17 protein-coding genes and 1 pseudogene are annotated in these 19,723 nt (G+C 66.7%); 8 read left to right on the forward strand and 10 right to left on the reverse strand.

Going from position 1 to position 19,723, the window contains the following annotated elements:
- Positions 1–30: 30 nt before the first annotated feature.
- A pseudogene (gene lepA, locus F6B93_RS15140) lies at positions 31–2,024 on the reverse strand (translation elongation factor 4).
- Between lepA and F6B93_RS15145 the strand changes: the two are divergent.
- The gene (locus F6B93_RS15145; RefSeq protein ID WP_211695810.1) at positions 1,991–2,593 is read left to right on the forward strand and encodes a type II toxin-antitoxin system PemK/MazF family toxin; all 603 of its coding nucleotides are present in this window, start codon (positions 1,991–1,993) and stop codon (positions 2,591–2,593) included. The pseudogene lepA and the gene F6B93_RS15145 overlap by 34 nt on opposite strands.
- 98 nt (positions 2,594–2,691) lie before the next feature.
- On the opposite strand, the gene F6B93_RS15150 is transcribed toward F6B93_RS15145, so the two are convergent.
- The gene (locus F6B93_RS15150) at positions 2,692–3,120 is read right to left on the reverse strand and encodes a CBS domain-containing protein (RefSeq protein WP_211695811.1); all 429 of its coding nucleotides are present in this window, start codon (positions 3,118–3,120) and stop codon (positions 2,692–2,694) included.
- 151 nt (positions 3,121–3,271) lie between these two features.
- Between F6B93_RS15150 and F6B93_RS15155 the strand changes: the two genes are divergently transcribed.
- On the forward strand, positions 3,272–4,114 hold the full coding sequence (locus F6B93_RS15155) for an Rv2407 family type 3 sulfatase (RefSeq protein WP_211695812.1): 843 nt from the start codon (positions 3,272–3,274) through the stop codon (positions 4,112–4,114).
- Between the two features lie 202 nt (positions 4,115–4,316).
- Positions 4,317–5,951: a PE family protein gene (locus tag F6B93_RS15160; protein ID WP_211695813.1), complete on the forward strand. Its 1,635-nt coding sequence runs from the start codon at positions 4,317–4,319 to the stop codon at positions 5,949–5,951.
- A 3-nt stretch (positions 5,952–5,954) separates the two neighbouring features.
- On the opposite strand, the gene F6B93_RS15165 is transcribed toward F6B93_RS15160, so the two are convergent.
- Genes F6B93_RS15165 through F6B93_RS15175 form a run of 3 tightly spaced genes read right to left on the reverse strand, consistent with a single transcriptional unit; the run spans position 5,955 to position 9,435 of the window.
- The gene (locus F6B93_RS15165) at positions 5,955–6,794 is read right to left on the reverse strand and encodes a transglutaminase family protein (RefSeq protein WP_211695814.1); all 840 of its coding nucleotides are present in this window, start codon (positions 6,792–6,794) and stop codon (positions 5,955–5,957) included.
- Positions 6,794–7,771, reverse strand: a complete 978-nt coding sequence (locus F6B93_RS15170; protein WP_211695815.1) for an alpha-E domain-containing protein — start codon at positions 7,769–7,771, stop codon at positions 6,794–6,796. Before F6B93_RS15170 ends, F6B93_RS15165 begins: the two co-directional genes overlap by 1 nt.
- A complete protein-coding gene (locus F6B93_RS15175) occupies positions 7,771–9,435 on the reverse strand; it encodes a circularly permuted type 2 ATP-grasp protein (RefSeq protein ID WP_211695816.1) in 1,665 nt (554 codons plus the stop codon). Before F6B93_RS15175 ends, F6B93_RS15170 begins: the two co-directional genes overlap by 1 nt.
- A gap of 153 nt (positions 9,436–9,588) precedes the next feature.
- Between F6B93_RS15175 and rpsT the strand changes: the two genes are divergently transcribed.
- A complete protein-coding gene (gene rpsT / locus F6B93_RS15180; RefSeq protein WP_211695817.1) occupies positions 9,589–9,849 on the forward strand; it encodes a 30S ribosomal protein S20 in 261 nt (86 codons plus the stop codon).
- Between the two features lie 30 nt (positions 9,850–9,879).
- On the opposite strand, the gene holA is transcribed toward rpsT, so the two are convergent.
- From holA to F6B93_RS15195, 3 genes are read right to left on the reverse strand one after another with little or no spacing between them, the layout of a single operon-like run.
- A complete protein-coding gene (gene holA / locus F6B93_RS15185; protein ID WP_211699523.1) occupies positions 9,880–10,857 on the reverse strand; it encodes a DNA polymerase III subunit delta in 978 nt (325 codons plus the stop codon).
- A 43-nt stretch (positions 10,858–10,900) separates the two neighbouring features.
- Positions 10,901–12,418 (reverse strand): ComEC/Rec2 family competence protein, encoded by a 1,518-nt coding sequence (locus F6B93_RS15190; protein WP_211699524.1) that lies wholly within the window; start codon positions 12,416–12,418, stop codon positions 10,901–10,903.
- A gap of 53 nt (positions 12,419–12,471) precedes the next feature.
- The gene (locus F6B93_RS15195; protein WP_211695818.1) at positions 12,472–13,407 is read right to left on the reverse strand and encodes a ComEA family DNA-binding protein; all 936 of its coding nucleotides are present in this window, start codon (positions 13,405–13,407) and stop codon (positions 12,472–12,474) included.
- A gap of 198 nt (positions 13,408–13,605) precedes the next feature.
- Between F6B93_RS15195 and F6B93_RS15200 the strand changes: the two genes are divergently transcribed.
- The 3 genes from F6B93_RS15200 to F6B93_RS15210 are packed head-to-tail and all read left to right on the forward strand — an operon-like array spanning position 13,606 to position 16,338.
- Positions 13,606–14,766: an acyl-CoA dehydrogenase family protein gene (locus F6B93_RS15200; protein WP_211695819.1), complete on the forward strand. Its 1,161-nt coding sequence runs from the start codon at positions 13,606–13,608 to the stop codon at positions 14,764–14,766.
- A gap of 7 nt (positions 14,767–14,773) precedes the next feature.
- The gene (locus F6B93_RS15205; protein WP_211695820.1) at positions 14,774–15,901 is read left to right on the forward strand and encodes an acyl-CoA dehydrogenase family protein; all 1,128 of its coding nucleotides are present in this window, start codon (positions 14,774–14,776) and stop codon (positions 15,899–15,901) included.
- Positions 15,902–15,915: 14 nt separating this feature from the next.
- The gene (locus tag F6B93_RS15210) at positions 15,916–16,338 is read left to right on the forward strand and encodes a PPOX class F420-dependent oxidoreductase (protein WP_211695821.1); all 423 of its coding nucleotides are present in this window, start codon (positions 15,916–15,918) and stop codon (positions 16,336–16,338) included.
- Between the two features lie 10 nt (positions 16,339–16,348).
- Here F6B93_RS15210 and F6B93_RS15215 read toward each other — a convergent pair whose 3' ends face one another.
- On the reverse strand, positions 16,349–17,599 hold the full coding sequence (locus tag F6B93_RS15215) for an enhanced intracellular survival protein Eis (RefSeq protein ID WP_211695822.1): 1,251 nt from the start codon (positions 17,597–17,599) through the stop codon (positions 16,349–16,351).
- 130 nt (positions 17,600–17,729) lie between these two features.
- Between F6B93_RS15215 and F6B93_RS15220 the strand changes: the two genes are divergently transcribed.
- Positions 17,730–18,788, forward strand: a complete 1,059-nt coding sequence (locus tag F6B93_RS15220; protein ID WP_211695823.1) for an NAD(P)H-dependent amine dehydrogenase family protein — start codon at positions 17,730–17,732, stop codon at positions 18,786–18,788.
- A 26-nt stretch (positions 18,789–18,814) separates the two neighbouring features.
- On the opposite strand, the gene F6B93_RS15225 is transcribed toward F6B93_RS15220, so the two are convergent.
- The gene (locus F6B93_RS15225) at positions 18,815–19,663 is read right to left on the reverse strand and encodes a DegV family protein (RefSeq protein ID WP_211699525.1); all 849 of its coding nucleotides are present in this window, start codon (positions 19,661–19,663) and stop codon (positions 18,815–18,817) included.
- Positions 19,664–19,723: the final 60 nt, after the last annotated feature.

Consider the following 19,723-nt stretch of genomic DNA (forward strand, 5'->3'; position numbering starts at 1 on the left):
TCGCGCCGCGACCCCATTTCGTGCCTTCTGTCATTTCTTACCTTTGTCGGCGGCGGCATCGGCGGACAGCGCGGCCACGAAGGCTTCCTGGGGTACGTCAACCCGGCCGATGGTCTTCATCCGCTTCTTGCCTTCTCGCTGCTTCTCCAGGAGTTTGCGCTTGCGGGTGATGTCACCCCCGTAGCATTTGGACAGCACGTCCTTGCGGATCGCGCGGATGTTTTCCCGGGCAATTATTTTCGAGCCAATGGCGGCCTGGACCGGGACTTCGAACTGCTGGCGCGGGATGAGCTCCTTGAGCTTGGCGGTCATCTTGTTGCCGTAGGCTGCGGCCCCGTCTTTGTGCACGATCGCGCTGAACGCGTCCACGGCCTCGCCCTGCAAGAGGATGTCGACCTTGACCAGTTGGGCCTCCTGCTCGCCGGCGTCTTCGTAGTCGAGGCTGGCGTAACCGCGGGTCCGTGATTTCAGTGAGTCGAAGAAGTCGAAGATGATCTCCCCGAGAGGGATCGTGTAGCGCAGCTCGACTCGCTCGGGCGAGAGGTAGTCCATGCCGCCCAACTCGCCGCGGCGCGCCTGGCACAGCTCCATGATTGTGCCGATGAACTCGCTGGGCGCGATGATGGTGGTCTTCACAACGGGCTCGTAGACCGTTCGGATCTTGCCCTCCGGCCAATCCGACGGATTGGTCACGACAACGGCGTCATCTGCCTTACCTGCCTTTCCCTCCAACACGACCCGGTAGACGACGTTGGGCGACGTGGAGATCAGATCCAGGTCGAACTCGCGCTCCAGGCGCTCCCTGGTGATCTCCATGTGCAGCAGTCCCAGAAAGCCACAGCGGAACCCAAAGCCCAACGCCACCGACGTCTCCGGCTCGTAGGTCAGCGCCGCGTCATTGAGTTGCAGCTTGTCGAGGGCGTCGCGCAAATTCGGATAGTCCGAACCATCCACGGGATACAGCCCCGAATAGACCATCGGCTTGGGTTCGCGGTAACCAGTCAGCGCTTCCTCGGCGCCATGGCGGGCGGTCGTCACGGTGTCGCCGACTTTGGACTGCCGCACGTCTTTGACCCCGGTGATCAAGTAGCCAACCTCGCCAACGCCGAGACCCTCGCTCGCTTTCGGTTCGGGCGAGACGATGCCCACTTCCAGCAATTCGTGGGTGGCGCCAGTGGACATCATCGCGATGCGTTCCCGCGGGCTGATCTTGCCGTCGACGACGCGAACATAGGTCACCACACCGCGGTAGATGTCGTACACGGAGTCGAAGATCATTGCGCGGGTAGGGGCGTCGGCATCTCCCTCGGGGGGCGGCACCTGACGGACCACCTCGTCGAGCAGCTCGTCCACCCCCTCACCGGTTTTGCCCGATACCCGCAACACGTCGGCGGGTTCGCAACCGATGATGTGGGCGATCTCACCCGCGTAGCGGTCCGGATCGGCCGCCGGAAGGTCGATTTTGTTGAGCACCGGAATGATCGTCAGGTCACGGTCCAGCGCGAGGTACAGATTAGCCAGAGTCTGCGCTTCGATGCCTTGCGCCGCATCGACCAGCAGCACCGCGCCCTCACACGCCTCCAGCGCCCGCGAGACCTCGTAGGTGAAGTCGACGTGGCCGGGGGTGTCGATCAGATGCAGGACGAACTCGTCGTCGCCGGTCCGCCACGGCAGCCGTACATTCTGCGCCTTGATCGTGATACCACGTTCGCGCTCGATGTCCATCCGGTCCAGGTACTGGGCACGCATCGAGCGGTCATCGACCACCCCGGTCAGCTGCAACATGCGGTCGGCCAGCGTCGACTTGCCGTGGTCGATGTGGGCAATGATGCAGAAGTTCCGAATCTGCGCCGGCGGCGTAAAGGTCTTGTCGGCGAAACTACTGATGGGAATCTCCTGGAACGGCGGACGGGCATTCAGCCTATCCGTGCCGGGCGACCAAGACACATCGACATCCAACCGCCGCACCGATCGCGTCTATGCTGCGAACATGGTGTCCGCGCGGAAGTCGCAGTGGAAGACATTCCAGCGCTTCGCCGAGAACCTGGTGTTCAACGAGGCTCCGAAACTCGTCCGTCAACTCCAGAACCCGCAGGACACGCTGCGAAATCTGCAGCAGGCTGTGAAGCTCACCGCCAACATCATGGCCTCGGCCGTGCCGGCGCCGCCTGCCGAGATCACCGCCGGCCGCCCGGTGACCAACACCAGCTTCCCCACGGCACAGCGTGCCCGCAAAGTGGTCTATGCCCCGGATCTGGACGGCCGGGCCGATCCCGGAGAGATCGTGTGGACCTGGGTGGTATATGAGGACGACCCCACCCGAGGAAAGGATCGACCGGTCCTCGTCGTGGGCCGCGACCGCCGCGTCCTTTTGGGGTTGATGGTGTCCAGTCAGGAGCACTATGCGACCGACCCGGACTGGGTCGGGATCGGTTCTGGTGCTTGGGATTATGAGGGCAGGGACAGCTGGGTCCGCCTGGACCGGGTGCTTGACGTGCCCGAGGAGAGCATCCGCCGCGAGGGCGCGATTCTGGATCGCGACATCTTCGACATGGTGGCGACGAGATTGCGGGCCGAGTATTCCTGGCGCTGATGCAAGCGGCGTGCGCCTACGGCGTCGAGTGTGACCACACGGCGTGTTTCGTCGGCTTTTCCCGCCCTCGGCTCACACCGGAGTCCCTCAGCGCACACTCAACCCTGGGTGATGTAGGACTGCAGCTGCTGCTGCTCGGCCTCGAGCTCTCCCATGCGCGTTTTCACCACGTCGCCGATGCTGACGATGCCAATCAGCTTCTTCCCGTCCAGCACCGGGACGTGCCGGACCCGGTTTTGAGTCATCAACACGCTGATCTTGTCGACCGTGTCGGACTTTGTGCAGGTAGCAACCGCGGCCGTCATGATCTTGGAGATAGGCCGCGACAGCACGCTGGCGCCGTGGGAATGCAGCTGGCGAACGACATCGCGTTCCGACACAATGCCGACGACGCCCTCGTCGCCCACCACAACCATGGCGCCAATGTTCTGCTCGGCAAGGCCGGCAAGTAGTTCCCGGACGGTGGCGTCCGGGTTGATCGTCACGACCGCCGCCCCCTTGTTTCGCAAGACGTCCGCGATGCGCATCAAGGCCTCCCGCCGGTGGTGAGCTTACTCACACCAGGCTACGGCGAACTGGCGTAGCGGGAAAGCCGACCCCCCAACACGTGCCGGCGAGGACACGATGAATCGCACGATTGGGCACCGGACCGTCGGCCGCCTTGCCAGGATGGGGGCCATGCCCGAGATCACGTTGTTGGGAACCGGAAGCCCCATCCCCGACCCGAACCGCGCCGGACCGTCCACCCTGGTGCGAGCCGACGGACAGGTGTTCTTGGTGGACTGCGGGCGTGGCGTCCTGCAACGGGCAGCTGCCGTCGGCGTGGGTGCGGGCGGATTGTCGGCCCTGCTGCTCACCCACCTGCACAGCGACCACATCGCCGAACTCGGCGACGTGCTCATCACCAGGTGGGTGACCAACTTCGCACCCGATCCCGAACCACTGCCGATCATTGGTCCGCCGGGAACCGCTGAGGTGGTCGAGGCGACGCTCAAGGCGTTTGGCCACGACATCGGCTACCGGATCGCCCACCACGACGATCTGACCGCGCCACCGCCGCAGGACGTCCGCGAATGTACCGAGGGCACGGTGTGGCATCGCGACGGTGTGACGATCCGAGTAGCCCCCACCGATCACCGACCGGTCGCACCGACCATCGGGTTTCGGATCGAATCCGGCGGCGCCTCCGTCGTGTTGGCCGGCGACACCGTTCCGTGCGACAGCCTCGACGAGCTGGCCGCCGGAGCCGACGCGCTGGTCCACACGGTGATCCGCAAGGACATCGTCACTCACAGCCCGCAACAGCGGATCAAAGACATCTGCGACTACCACTCGTCGGTACAAGAAGCAGCGGCGACGGCGAACCGCGCCGGGGTGGCAACACTGGTGATGACGCACTATGTACCGGCCATCGTGCCGGGGCAAGAGGAACAATGGCGGGCATTGGCGGCAACCGAGTTCGGTGGGCACATTGAGCTCGGCGATGACCTACACCGGGTCGAGGTGCACGCGCGGCACTAGCGAAGACGGCTCCATCGGGACGAACGCGGCTCGGCACAGCTTGCCGGCGGCCACGGGCGATCTCCGCACGACCGAGGCTCACCAGCGGTTTTGGATCGATCCAATTCAACGGAAAAGCTAGCTGACAGCGCGGACGGCGATACGATCCTAAGTCGCAAGCACAGCGAGACGACTGAGCTGTCCCGACCCGACGAGGTGCCGAATGTCGTACGTAGCCGCAACGCCGGAGGCCATGCTGGCACGCGCCGCCGATTTGGCGGGCCTCGGTTCGACACTGCAGGAGGCCAACGCGCTCGCGGCCGCCCGGACAACTGCCGTGGCCGCGGCCGGGGCCGACGAGGTGTCCGCAGCCGTAGCGGCGGTGTTCGGGTCGTACGCCCAGAGCTATCAGAGTATCGGCGCCCAGATGACGGCGTTCCACGAGCAATTCGTGCAACACCTGGCCGCCAGTTCCAGCTTGTACGCCGGCGCCGAGGCCGCCAACGTTCAACAGGGCCTGCTCGATGTGATCAATGCGCCCACCCAGGCGCTGTTGGGGCGGCCACTGATCGGCAACGGCGCCGACGGGGGGACCGTCGGCGGGGTTGGGCAAAACGGTGGCGATGGCGGGCTATTGTGGGGCAGCGGCGGCAACGGTGGCGACAGCACCAACGCCGGAGTGGCTGGCGGAAGCGGCGGGTCCGCCGGCCTTTTCGGCAACGGCGGTAACGGCGGCAACGGCGGGGACGGCGTTGTCGGCACCTCCAGCGGCGGCGCCGGTGGCAACGCCGGCAACGGCGGGTGGCTGCTGGGCAATGGCGGGATTGGCGGTACTGGTGGCGCCGCCGGAGGCGAGTTCGACACCTTTGGAGGCCATGGCGGTATTGGTGGCAACGCCGGACTGTTCGGCGGCATCGCCGGAGCTGGCGGCAACGGTGGCATTGGGACGGGAGCTGGCGGTGGCAACGACGACGGCGGCGGCAATGGCGGCATGGGCGGCAGTGCCGGGCTGATCGGCACCGGTGGGGCAGGCGGTCTGGGCGGAGAGAGCCTGAACACGAATGGCGGCAACGGTGGCGAGGGCGGCAACGGCGGGCGCCTATGGGGCATTGGCGGCAACGGCGGCAACGGCGGCAACGGCGCCCTCACCAGCGGCAGCGGCGGCGATGGCGGCGGTGTCTTCGGGCTGTTCGGCAGCGGAGGTGACGGGGGACACGGCGGCGAAAATGTGAGCGCCTCTGGCACCGTTACCGGCGTCGGCGGTGACGGCGGCCACGGCGCGTTGCTGGTGGGCTTCGGTGGCCACGGCGGCAACGGCGGCGCCGGCGGCGATTCCATTAGTTTCGGCGGTTGGGGCGGCAACGGCGGTGACGGTGGCATCCTCTTCGGTATTGGCGGTAACGGTGGTACGGGCGGCCCCAGCGGCTTCGGGGGTGACGGCGGCACCGCGCTGCTCACCGGTTTCGGTGGTCACGGCGGCGCCGGCGGCGTCGGTAACCCCACCAACACCGCGGGTGGCTTGGGCGGTGACGGGGGCAGGGTCTTCGGCATCGGCAATGGCGGCATCGGCGGAACCGGCGGAACCGGCTTCGGAACCGGCAATGGTGGTGTCGGCGGGGCCGGTGGCGATGGTGGAGCCTTGTTCGGCAGCGGCGGCGTCGGCGGGCATGGGGGCGCCGGCGGTACTGGTGGCGGCAACGGTGGCGACGGCGGCAATGGTGGAAACGCCCAGCTGATCGGCAACGGCGGCAACGGCGGCGACGGCGGCCCCGGCGATGGCGGCGGCGTCGACGGTGACGGCGGGCTCGGGGGGTCGGGCGGGTCGGTATTCGGCCAGCCGGGAAGCCCGGGCGCCTAAGCGCTAGGCCAGGCGCGTCACTTCGACGACCACGTCAAGATCGGTGGCTCCCTCTCCGGAATAGATGCCTTTCAGCGGGGAAACGTCCGCGTAGTCTCGGCCCACCCCCACGCTGATGTATTGCTCGGTGATTTCGGTGTCGTTGGTGGGGTCGTACTGCCACCAATCACCAGTCCAGGCCTGTATCCAGGCGTGGCTGCGGCCGTCGATCGTCTTTCCGACAACGGCGTTGCGTTTGGGGTGCAAGTAACCGGACACATAGCGACAGGGAATCCCCATGCTGCGCAACAAGATCAGGGACAGATGCGCGAAGTCCTGGCAGACTCCCCTACCCTTTTCCAACGCGTCCAGCCCAGACGAGTGCACTCCGGTCGTGCCCGCAATGTAGTCCAACTCGCTGCGCGCCCATCGGGCTGCGGCGACGACCGCCTCTCGGGGCTCGTGCACCGCCATGATGCGCTTACCCACAGCCGCGACGCGCTCGCTCGTGGGGGTGCGCGCAGTCGGGCGCAGCACTTCATCGAACCGATCGATCACGGCCGCCGATTGCAGTTCGTCCCAGGTCGCTTTGGCCACTGGCGACTCCGAGCACTCCGTCTCAACGACCGACAGGGACGTCACGGTCAGTTCGGTATGCGGCGCATGCAGGTCAAACGCCGTCACCGCAGTGCCCCAATAGTCGACGTACCGGTAGGACCGGGTGGCCGGGATGGTTTCGACCCGGTTGACGATCAGGTTCTGCCGCACGCCGGATCGTGGTGTCAGCCTTACTTCGTTATAGGAAGCGGTCACTGGCGACTTGTAGGCATATCCGGTGCTGTGTACCACCCGCGTGCGCCACATCAGGATTCCTCCTTTCCGGCGACCAGTTCGCCGCGCTCGGCGGCATCCGACCACGCGACCCAGGGCGCCGCATGGAAGTACTGCAGCGCCAACGCATCTCCGACATCACGACAGATTTCCTGCAAACCCGCCAACCGGCCGTCCAGCGTCTCCAGCAGGACACCCGGCTGCACGAATTCCAGCTCGCTGCGCGCCTGGCCCAGCAACCGCTGCGCTTCGGTGGTGGCCCCAATCCGACTGTGGGGGTTGTGCAAGAGCTCCTCCAGGTTGTGTTCGGCCAGCTTCAAGGAGTAGAAGACCGAGCGCGGAAAAAGCCGGTCCAACAACATGAACTCGACCACCCGGCCCGCGTCCAGCACGCCGCGGTAGGTGCGCAAGTAAGTATCGTGGGCCCCCGCTGAGCGCAGCAGCGTGACCCACGCGGGCGACGACGCGCTGTCGCCCACGCGCGACAGCAAGAGCCGTACCGTCATATCTACCCGCTCAATCGCGCGGCCCAGCACCATAAACCGGTATCCGTCGTCGCGCGAGAGCGTGGAATCGGCCAGGCCCGCAAACATCGCCGCGCGTCCCTCGACGAAAGACAGAAATTCGTGCGGCCCCAGGCGTTTGGCGGCGCGTTCGCGCTCGGGCAGCGCGTGGTAGGTGGTGTTGATGCACTCCCACGTCTCGCTGGACGTGACTTCCCTTGCCGAACTTGCGTTTTCCCGCGCCGCCGAGATCGCATCCACGATCGAACAGCCGCCCTCGGTGTTCGCGCTGAACGCGACCAGATCGGTCAGTGACCAGACGTCCAACTCGTGGTCGGGGGGCTCGATGCCGAGCACCCGCAGCAGCAGCCGCGAGGCGTGGTCGGGATCGACGCTGGAATCCTCGAGCAGTTGATGCACGGCGACATCCAGAATGCGTGCCGTGTCGTCGGCGCGCTCGACGTAGCGGCCGATCCAATACAGCGCTTCGGCGTTGCGGGCGAGCATCAGTCCATCGCCCGCTGCTGTTGCTGCTGCTGTTGTTGTTCGTCCAGCGGCTGATTGTGGGTTGGTCGCTGTTCGTACGGGTCGGGTGCCGGGTCGGGCACGGGCGGCGGCAATGACCGCACCACTTGCGCGGCGCCCAGCTCGCGTGCCGCCGCCGAAGCGCGCGGCGCCAGCACCCAGGTGTCCTTGGAGCCGCCGCCTTGGCTCGAGTTGACCACCCGCGAACCCTCGACCTGGGCCACGCGGGTCAGCCCGCCCGGCAACACCCACACGTCCTCACCGTCGTTGACCGCGAATGGCCGCAGGTCGACGTAGCGGGGCGACAACGTGCCCGCTATCCGCGTCGGCACCGTCGACAGCTCCATCATCGGCTGCGCGATCCAGCTCCGCGGGTCGTCGCGGATCTTCTTGCTGACCGCGTCCAGTTCTTCCGCGCTGGCCTCCGGGCCGAAGACGATCCCGTATCCGCCCGATCCCTCGACGGGTTTGACGACCAATTCGCGGATCCGGTCCAGCACCTCTTCGCGTTCGTCGTCCAGCCAGCACCGCAGGGTCTCCACGTTGGCCAGCAGGGGTTTTTCCTGCAGGTAGTACTCGATCATCGTCGGCACATAGGTGTAGACGAGTTTGTCGTCGCCGACGCCATTGCCGATTGCGCTGGAGACAACGACGTTGCCCGCGCGCGCGGCGTTGACCAGGCCGGCCACCCCGAGCACCGAATCGGCGCGGAAATGCAGCGGGTCAAGGAACGCATCATCGATGCGTCGATAGATGACATCCACCTGCCGCTCACCCTCGGTGGTGCGCATGTACACCTGGTTGTCCCGACAGAACAGGTCGCGACCCTCGACCAGCTCGACGCCCATCTGCCGAGCCAGCAGTGAATGCTCGAAGTACGCCGAGTTGTACACCCCGGGGGTCAGAACCACGACCGTGGGATCGGCCTCGTTGGTGGCAGCCGAGTTGCGCAGCGCCCGCAGCAGGTGCGACGCATAGTCGTCGACCGCACGCACCCGATGCGTGGCGAACAGATTCGGAAATACCCGCGCCATGGTGCGCCGGTTCTCCATCACGTACGACACCCCCGAGGGTGAGCGCAGGTTGTCCTCCAGCACGCGGAAGTCGCCGCGATCGTCGCGGATCAAGTCGATTCCGGCAACGTGAATTCGCACGCCGTTGGGCGGAACGATCCCCACCGCCTCGCGGTGAAAGTGTTCACACGACGTCACCAGCCGGCGCGGGATGACGCCGTCGTGCAGGATCTCTTGATCGCCGTAAATGTCGTCGAGATACCACTCCAGGGCCTTGACGCGTTGGGTGATCCCGCGCTCCAATCGGGACCACTCGGCGGCCGATATCACCCGCGGCACCAGATCCAGGGGGAATGGCCGTTCCTGGCCCGACAGCGAAAACGTGATGCCCTGGTCAATGAAGGCGCGTCCCAGTGCGTCGGCCCTGGCCTTGAGCTCTGACGCGTCCGAAGGGGCCAACTCGGCGTAAATGCCCTTGTAGGGGCCGCGGATGGTGCCCTGCCGATCGAACATCTCGTCGAAGGCCATGGCGTAGACATCCGACGTGTTGTAGCCGTCGAAGATGCGTTCCGGACGCGTCGGCGACCACCGCCCGGTCTCCTTGCGCGTGTTTGGCAGGCTCACCCTTGACATGCTGCCTCAATTCGGCAGTTTCGGCAGGCGACGACTTCGTCTTTGGGCTAAAACGTAACCGACTGATACCCTGGTCAATCGCGCCGTCGCCTGGTCGCGGCGCCCGAGCACTTCGAATCGAAACGAGTCCATTGACAACGAGGGAACTAACGCGTGGCCAACATAAAGTCGCAGCAGAAGCGCAACCGCACCAACGAGCGCGCCCGCCTGCGCAACAAGTCGGTGAAGTCCTCACTTCGCACGGCTGTTCGCGCATTCCGCGAGGCTGCTGAAGACGGTGACAAGGAAAAGGCCACCGAGCTGCTGGTGGCAACGAACCGCAAGCTCGACCGGGCCGCGAGCAAGGGAGTCATCCACAAGAACCAGGCCGCCAACAAGAAGTCGGCGCTGGCGAAGTCCCTCAACGCGCTCTGAGCAGGGCTCGCCCGCCCCTCAGCTGATTCGTCAGCTCCGGTCGGCCGCCAACTCGGCGACCCTTCGGACTGCGGACTCCAGCGCATAGTCGGCGTCTGCCGCGGCGCCCTTGACGTTGGCGTTGAGCGCTGCGACTAGCCTCATCGCGGTCGCGACCGTGTCGCGCGACCAACGCCGGGCCTGTTTCTGGGCCTTCTGCACCCGCCACGGCGGCATTCCGAGTTGGGAAGCGAGCCGGTACGGATCCCCGGACAGCGGCCCCACCCGGCCAATGGTGTGCACGGCTTCGGCCAGCGCATCCGCCAACACCACACGCGGCTCACCGCGCATCATCGCCCACCGCAGCGCCTCCGCGGCTCCCTGAACATCGCCGGCAACGGCCTTGTCCGCGATATCGAAGCCTTTCACTTCGGCTTTGCCGCTGTGATAACGCCGGACCGCGGCAGCATCGACATCGCCAGCGGTGTCGGCAACCAACTGCGAACACGCGGAGGCGAGTTCACGGACGTCGGAGCCAACGGCGTCGAGCATCGCAGTCACCGTCTCCTGGTCGACGGTGGCCCCCAACGAGCGAAACTCCCCGCGAACGAAGTCGGCACGCTCGCCGAACTTGGTGATGCGCGCGCAGAGATGCACCACCGCACCCAGCGACCGCAGTTCGTTGGCCAGCGCTTTAGCCCGCCCGCCGCCGGAGTGGACCACCACCAACAGCGTGCCAGCCGGGATGTCGGCCGCGGCCGAAGCGATCATGGCGGCCGCGTCCTTACCCGCCTCGCCGGCCGCCTCCAGCACGACGACGCGCTCCTCGGCGAACAGCGATGGGCTCAGTAACTCGGCAAGCTCGTAGGCACTGACGTCACCCGCCCGCATGCGGTTGACCGGGACATCGGGATTGTCCGAGGTGTCAGAGCCGCTGGATCCCGCCGCGGCCCGCTGCCGCGCCAAGCGCAGCACCTCAGCCACGGCGCGCTCGACCAACAGTTCTTCGTCGCCCAGCACCAGGTGCAGCGACGCAACCTCGCTCACCCCCCGATCCTGTCATGGACGGCTGTCATGACGACCCAACGAGTCCTGATAGCGACCAGGCCAGCAGGCAGAACACGGCGACGGCGGACACCGCGGCCCATGCCGCACGAAACCACCGCCAGCGCCACAGCGCGGCAACGAGCAGCGTGGTCCCACCCACGACCACCACGCCGGGCAGCCCAGGCGCGACCGGAACGGTCGCCGCGGGCACAGCGGCGGCCCAGTGCGCCACGTGCAGCACCCACCACACTTCGGGCCCGGTGAAACGGATCAGCAGCTGCGCACCGGCTGGCCACGCGAGAGCCAAGACGGCCGCCGCGCTACCCAGAACAGTTACCGGCGCAATCACCACCGCGGTAACGAGATTGGCCGCTACGGCCACCACACTGACCCTGCCGGAGATCGCGGTGACCAAGGGAGCCGTCACCACCTGCGCAGCCGCCGCGACAGCCAGGGCATCCGCCAACGGTGTGGGCACGCCGCGGGCGACCAGACGTCGCGACCAGACCGGCGCGACGAGGATCAGTGCGCCGGTCGCCACCACCGACAAGGCAAAGCCGACGTCGACGGCCAGGTGCGGAGCGAGGGCTGTTAGCACCAGCACGCTGGCCGACAACGCCGGAATCGCCTGGCGCCGGCGGGACGACAGGATCCCCACCAGGCCTATGGCGCCCATGACCGCTGCCCGCAGCACGCTGGCCGTCGGCTGCACCACGATCACGAACGCCCCCAACACGACGGCCGCACATCCCACGGCCGCGCGGGGGCCGATCAGCCGAGCCAAGACGAGGACCGCCCCACACACGATCGTGACGTTGGCCCCGGAAACCGCGGTCAAGTGCGTCATCCCTGCCGCACGGAACTCGCGGTTCGTTGCGGCGGTGAGTTCCGAGGTATCACCGAGCACCAGAGCGGGCAGCATCCTGGCCTGATCGGCGGGCAGCGCTTCGCGAACCGTTGCCGCGAACCGAGTGCGAACGGTCTGCGCGGCCCGGTACACCAGGCCCGCACGGCCCGCTGTCGGTTGACCCGTCGCGTTAAGTACCGCGACGGTCAAGTCATGACGGGTCGGGCGCCTGATGCGCGCGCGAAATCGCATCGGTTGTCCCACCATCAGCCCGCGGAATTCCGAAGCCCGCGCGAAAACCACGACGCGGCCTGATATCTCGTCGCCATGCAACCGCTGCAGGGTCGCGCGAAACATGAGGCGGCCACTGCGCAACGCGACGGCGTTTTCGCTTGGAGTGACCGTCACCCGGGCTGAGGTTCCAAATGCCGCGGTGATCGGGTGGCCCGCGATGGCGTCGGTACGCAACGCGATCGCGACCCCGTAGCCGGCGCCGACCAGGCCGACCGCCACGAGACTGGCGCCAATGGCGGCCTGCCGCGCAGATCGGGCCGGCCCATACGCCGCACCCCACCACAACAGACTCGACGCGGCGGCCAGAACGCCACCGCATGCGGCAAGTGCTGCGCCAACGGGCCACACGGTTGCGACAGCGGTAACAATCCAGCCGGTCAATGCGGCCGGAACGAGGCGCACATCCAAGGGCGCGGCCCGGCCCGCGGAGCCGCCAACCTCGTGGGGCACCGGGCTCAGACGCGAACCAGCTCACGCAGCTTGTCCAGCCGCGCCGGCCCGATACCGTCGACCTCGGTCAACTGGTCGATGCTGGTGAACCGGCCGTTGGCCTGCCGCCACGCCACGATCGCGGCGGCGGTGACCGGTCCGACCCCAGGTAGGCCGTCGAGCTGCTCCAGCGTCGCGGTGTTGAGGTCGACTAGCTCGGCTGGTTGAGAGGCTGGTTGAGGGGCCCGCCCAGGCCCACCCGAGGTGCCAGCGTGCCCGGCGCCCGGTCCCGCGGTCGGCGCGGTCACCGAGCTGCCCAGCGCCGTCGGTTGCCCCGACGGCGAAGCCAGCCCGACCACAATCTGCTCGCCGTCACCAAGCTGCCGGGCCATGTTCAGTCCGATGGTGTCGGCACCGTCGAGCGCCCCACCGGCAGCCTGGAGCGCATCGGCGATCCGAGCACCTGGCGCCAAAGTGACCAGTCCGGGGGCATTGACCAGGCCGACCACGCTTACAACCACTGGCCGGCCAGACTCGTCCGGCGGGCCCGGACGTGCCGACGACCGAGGGTGCGGCGTCAACGAGACCCGCTCTACCGGTGGAAGCTTGGCCGACATTACCGGCGCGGATCGATCCCGGATGAGGGTGAAGAGCGTGATCAGCACCGCGAGGGCGGCGATCACCGCCAAGGCGACCGCGCCGGCCCGGCCGGGATCGGCTCGTAGGCTGGCCACCCAACCTTGACCATCGGATGTGTCGGGAAGCCAACGCGGCAGCAGCGAGTTCGGGTCGTCCTGCGGGTCCGGGGGTGACTCTCCGGCTAGCGCCGCGCCGGCCTGCTCATCGCAGGTGGAGTCCTCATCATGGCCCATGTCGAGGCCGCCCGCGTCGCCGCGCGTGTCGGCATCCGCGACGGCTCCGAGCCGTCTGTGCAGTCGCTCGGCGGCAGGTTCGGTACGCATGTGCCGACCGTAGGCGCGCCCGCCGCTGCAACCACCACGTCCGACGGCAACACCACCCCGTGTTGTGAACCAACCCCAGGGTGTGGACAAGCGCTCGGGGGAATGGGTCAAGATGGAATGGTCGCGAACGACCGGAGCCTGCATATCTACCCGTACGCGCCAGGCTCCCCCGTTCGTCCCCGACCGAGGAGGCCGCCAATGAAACTCGCGCTGACACCCGATGAAGCCGCCTTCCGCGAGGAGCTCCGAAACTTCTACAGCACGCAGATACCGGACGAGATCCGCGAGCTGGTACGTCAGGGGCGCGCGCTGACCCGCGACCAGATCGTGACCAGCCAAAAGATCCTGAACGACCACGGCCTCGCGGTACCGAACTGGCCCGTCGAGTGGGGCGGTAAGGATTGGACTCCCACCCAACATCAACTGTGGGCGGACGAGATGCAATTGGCGTGCGTCCCGGAGCCGCTGACCTTCAACACCAAGATGGTCGGCCCGGTGATCGCCGAGTTCGGGTCCCACGAGATCAAACAGCGTTTCCTCCCACCGACCGCCAGCATCGACATCTGGTGGTGCCAAGGGTTCTCGGAGCCAGACGCCGGCTCCGACCTCGCTTCGCTGCGCACCACCGCAGTGCGCGACGGCGACAGCTACATCGTCAACGGGCAGAAGACGTGGACGACGCTGGGCCAGCATGCCGATTGGATCTTCTGTCTGGTGCGTACCGACCCGCAAGCGCCAAAGCGCCAGGCGGGCATCTCGTTTCTGCTGATCGACATGGCGACTCCAGGCGTCACGTTGCGGCCGATCAAGTTGATCGATGGCGGCCACGAAGTCAACGAGGTGTTTTTCTCTGACGTCCGCGTACCGGCCGATCAACTTGTCGGACAGGAGAATCAGGGCTGGACCTATGCGAAATACTTGCTGGGCAACGAACGCACGGGCATCGCCGGCGTGGGCCGGACCAAGGTCCACCTTGCCCGGGTGAAACAGCACGCCGCAGATACCGGGCTGCTCGACGACGCGCTGTTCGCCGCGCGACTGGCCGAGGCCGAAAACGAGCTACTGGCGTTGGAACTGACCCAAGCGCGGGTGGTTTCCGGCTCTTCGGACGGCAAGCCCAACCCAGCATCATCGGTGCTCAAACTTCGCGCCAGTCAATTGCAGCAGGTGGTCACCGAACTACTCGTCGAGGTGGCCGGTCCCGACGCGCTGCCCACCGACGGTGGCGACGACATCACCTCACCCACCTGGGCGCAGGCCAGTGCCCCGCATTACCTGAACTACCGCAAGACGTCCATCTACGGCGGCAGCAACGAAGTGCAGCGCAACATCATCGCGTCCACCATTCTCGGATTGTGAGGCAATCATGGACTTTCAGCTAAGCGATGAGCAGGCCCTGCTCCGCGACACCACGCGCGACCTACTGTCGGCCAGCTATGACGTGGAGACTCGCAACAAGGTCATCGCCACCGATCTCGGCTTCAGCCGCGACGTGTGGCAACAGCTGGCCGACACCGGGATTCTCAGCCTCGGATTCGACCCAAGCGAATCCGGCCAGATCGAGATCATGGTCGTGCTGACCGAAGTCGGCCGGCGGCTGGCACCCGAACCCATCGTGCATGCCGCGCTGGCACCGGGCGCCCTGATCGCCGAGGTCGGTACCGGGGCACAGCAACGGTTGCTGGACGACGTGGCGGCCGGGACACGACTGCTGGCGTTCGCCCACCTGGAACCCGGCATTCGCAACCCAGGCACCCCAAGCTCAGGGGTCACGACCCAGGCGGTGCGCCAAGGCGATTCGTGGACGCTGACCGGCCGGAAGAACCCGGTGCTCGCCGGTGACTGCGCCGACACCCTGGTGGTCAGCGCTGCGTTGCCGAACGGCGGCACCGGGCTATTCCTCGTCGATCCAGGCCCGGACAACGCGGCGGTCACTCGCCACGCCTATTCGACCTTCGATGGCCAGCGCGGCGCGCAGCTGGACCTGGACCGGGCATCCGCCGAACCCCTGGGCGACGCCGAGGACGCGTCGGGCGCTATCGGCAATGCCATCATCCGAATTCAGTCCGCGTTGTGCTCGGAAGCGGTCGGCGCGATGGAAGAAGCCCTTCGGCTGACCACCGATTACCTCAAGACGCGCAAGCAATTCGGGGTCACGCTCAACAAATTCCAGACGCTGACCCAGCGCGCGGCCGATATGTACCTTTCGCTGGAAATGGCGCGCAGCATGAACCTTTACGCGGCGATGTCGATCGCCGACGGCAACACCGACCCGGTGATCGCGTCGCGAGCCAAGCTGCAGATCGGCCGCTCGGGCCGGCACATTGGGCAGGAGGCGATCCAGCTGCACGGCGGCATCGGCATGACCGCGGAGTACCCGGTCGGCCACTACACCGCCCGGCTCACCGCGATCGAGCGCACCCTGGGTTCCTCACACGACCATCTGCAGACCCTCATGGACCACATCCGCGACTACGACTTGGTCAAACTCTAGGGCAAGCGTTATAGATGGCTGACTTGTCAAGCCGGGTCGCCGCGTTCCTCTCCGAAGGCACCCGCACCGGGATGTTGGGTTTCGTCGCCGCTGACGGCCGACCGCTGGTAACGCCGGTATGGTTCGTCGTCGACAACACAGACCTGGTGTTCACGACCGCGCTCCATTCCCCTAAAGTCCTTGCACTGCAACGTGATTCTCGAGTAGTAATCTGCGTAGACGACCCCCACCCACCTTATTCTTTTGTTCAGGTACAGGGTGTGGCGACAGTGACCGAAGACCCCCACCAGGTGCTGGACATCGCGACCAGAGCCGGCGCGCGCTATATGGGCGCTGCCCGCGCCGCCGAGTTCGGGCACCGCAACGCCGTGCCCGGCGAGGTGGCCGTGCGGGTCCACCCCACCAAGGTCATTTCCGCATTCAATGTCAGCGACTGACCCCGCGCCCTCAGAACTCGAAACCCGCCTCGGCGGCAATGTCGCTGTCGAACGCCGCGTCGAGGCGCCGTATCAGCCCCGCGTCCTTCGCCTGCAATCGGTTCGCCGCTGCCCACGCCGACGCGCGGTGCGCGCCGAGATAGAGGCTGCCCAGCACGCCGCGATCCATCGTAATCTCGGCCGACGCTTCGGTCGGCGTGCAGCGCGCGCGGCCATCGCGGATCTCCAGTGCGTATCGTCCGCCGTCGGCACCGGGCCCGTCGGACACCTCCAGCACCGTGCACAGCTCCGCGGGGTAGCTGCGCGCCTCCAGGGCGCGCGGGACGTCGACGATCCGCAGCCAAAGGCCATCCTGGTGGCGTGTGGTCTGGGCGAGCCGCGCATCAGTCAGTTGGTAGGGCAGCGGGTCAGCCACGCTGGTGAACATCGTGATCTTCTCCATCAGATCGAGCCCGAGCAGTGCTCGCCACAACGCGATGTGAGCGTCGGCGGTCGCGGCCCTCAGCTCACCGCCGCGCACCACCTTGTGATCGATGCCGTGCACCCGGTAGAGCGCGTAGCCGTCGGGATGCAGGAACGCGAACCACGCGGTGCCGCCATAGCGGCTGCTCTCTCGGTCGGCGAGCAGGTCGTCCCAGAGCGCCACCGGACGCAGTAGCCCCCCGGGTGTCTGCTGGCGCCAGCGCTCGTAGATCTCGGCGAAGTCGTCGCGGTGCTCACCCGGTTTGACCAGCCGCACTCCGCCTGGAGAGGGTACGTCGGCGTGGAAGCGGGCGAAGCGGCGATCAACGGTCAGCTCGTGCAGGATGGTGGCGGGGCCATAGCCGAAGCGGCCGTAGATGGCACCCTCGCTGGCATGCAGCGCCGCTAGCGGGTATCCGGAATCGGCAATGCGGCGGTGCAGTTCGGCGCACATCGCGCTCAGCAATCCGCGGCGGCGGTGCGTGGGTGCCACCGCCACCCAGCTGAGGCCGGCGGTGGGCAACACAGCCCCGCCGGGCACGGTCAACCGAAGGTCGAAATACAGGGCCATCCCGACGATATCAGCGCCATCCTCACAGCCCTCGTCACAGCCATCGACGACCACCACCGCGTTATCGGTCGGCCTGAGGTCCCGCCAGGCGGTGAACTCGTCCAGCTCGCCGAAATCGCCGAAACTGGTAGCACCCAAGTGCATCATCGCCGGCAAGTCGGCCTCGGTCGCAGGGCGCAGCCTCAGCGACCCCGGTAGTACGGCGGGCTCGTTCACAGAGCACGACATTGGCACAAACGGCACTCAAGTGCACTCGAATATTTGCCGCGGCCGGCACACTAGCCTGGCTATGGGTCAGCCATGACGCCCCAGGGCCGCGCAGAGCCCTGCCGGCGACCGCACCACTGAGGAGAGCCGCATGACCAGAACCACCGTGGACCGTCCGCTGCGAGTGATCCAGTGGACGACCGGCAACATCGGACGGCGATCACTGCACGCCATCATCGGCCGCACCGACATGGAGCTGGTCGGGGTGTACGCGCATGGGCAGGACAAAGTCGGCGTCGACGCTGCCGAGTTGTCGGGCTGGCCGGAGACAACCGGGGTGCGTGCCACCAACAACGTCGACGACCTGCTAGCACTGGGCGCCGACGCGTGCTGCTACAACCCGTTATGGCCCAACGTCGACGAATTGGTGCGCTTGCTGGAATCCGGCGTCAACGTCTGCTCCAGTGCGGCCTGGATCACCGGCGGTAAACAGACTCCTGACGACCGCGACCGGATCGTGGCCGCCTGCGAACGCGGCCGCTCGACGATCTTCGGCAGCGGCGCACACCCGGGGATGACGAATACGGTCGGGATGGTGCTGAGCGCGTCCTGCGAACGGGTCGACGAGATTCGCATCACCGAGTCGGTCGATTGCTCGACGTACGCATCGGCGGAAACCATGACGGCGATGGGGTTTGCACAGGATCCCGATACCCCGGGGCTTCAGGAGAGCGCGCGCGCCGAAAGCGAGGTCTTCGCGGAGTCGGCGGCGATGATGGCCGATGCGATCGGCGCGACGCTGGACCGGATCAGTTTCGACGTCACCTTCACCGCCGCCACCGCCGATACCGATCTCGGCTTCATGACGATCCCCGCCGGTACCGTCGGCAGCGTCTACGGCTATCACCGCGGCTGGGTGGGCGATCGCAACGTCGTCAGTGTGGGATTCAACTGGGTCATGGGCAATCACGTGGTTCCGCCCAAGCCACTCGAACACGGCCATGTCATTCAGGTTTTCGGTCTGCCGAACATGCGTACCGTGCTGCACTGCCTTCCGCCGAAGGATTGGACCGAGCCCGGTTTCATGGGCCTGGGCATGATCTACACCGCAATGCCGGTGACCAATGCCGTTCCGGCCGTCGTGGCCGCCAAACCCGGGATTGTCACGCTCGCCGACCTGCCGCCGATCACTGGTCGTGCGGCGGTCTAGCCACCCGCCCACCGCACCCGGGCAAGCTATTCCCGCAATTGGCGCCCATCCCCGTCCAGTTCCACACACACCGCGATGGCCTTGGCGCCGACGTGCAGGGCAAGCACCGGTCCCATCGGAGCAACCATCGCCGGCTCGCACCTCGGTAGCCGCTGGGCCAGGGTCGAAACCACGTCGTGGGCATCGCCCGGGTTGGCGACGTGGTGGACCGCAAGGGCGGCCCGACCGTCGCCGACCACGTCGCAGACCCGGTCTATCATCGCCGCCATCGCGTTACTGACGGTGCGAACCCGTTGTGCTAGAACAAGTTTACCCGCATCGACGCGCAGTAGCGGCTTGAGCGCCAGCGCGGTGCCCAACCACGCCTTGGCACCGCCGATGCGCCCGCTCCGACGCAGATTGTCCAACCGATGAACAACAATGAAGCTATGAACGCGCGGCACCACGGCCCGTGCCGCCCGCGCAACGGTTTCGACGTCAGCGCCCGCTGCCGCGGCCCGGGCGGCAGCCAATGCAACGAATCCGGTACCCATCGCGGCCGATCGCGAGTCGACAACCCGAACGGTCGGTCCGATTTCCGCCGCGGCCAGCTCGGCGGCGCGGTACGTGCCGGATAGCCCTGACGAGATGTGCACCGCCACCACGCCCTCGCCGCCGCTATCCGCCAACGCTTGCCGATACGCCGCGCCCAGCTCAGCCGGGGTCGCCGCCGCCGTTGTGGCAGGGCGCCTATGGATGTCAGCGGGGATCTCGTCCACGCCGTCGCGCAGGTCGAGGTCGTCGAGCAAGATATGCAGCGGAACCTGCTGGATCGACCACTTTTCACGCAGGCCGACGGGCAGGCCCGAAGAAGCATCAGTGACGACGACGGTCAAGGCCGCCACCTCCCGCAGGCCGACGGTGCCGCCACTCCCCCGCACGCGGGCGCTATCCCC

Source organism: Mycobacterium spongiae, from assembly GCF_018278905.1.
In the GTDB taxonomy this organism is placed as follows: Bacteria; Actinomycetota; Actinomycetes; order Mycobacteriales; family Mycobacteriaceae; genus Mycobacterium; species Mycobacterium spongiae.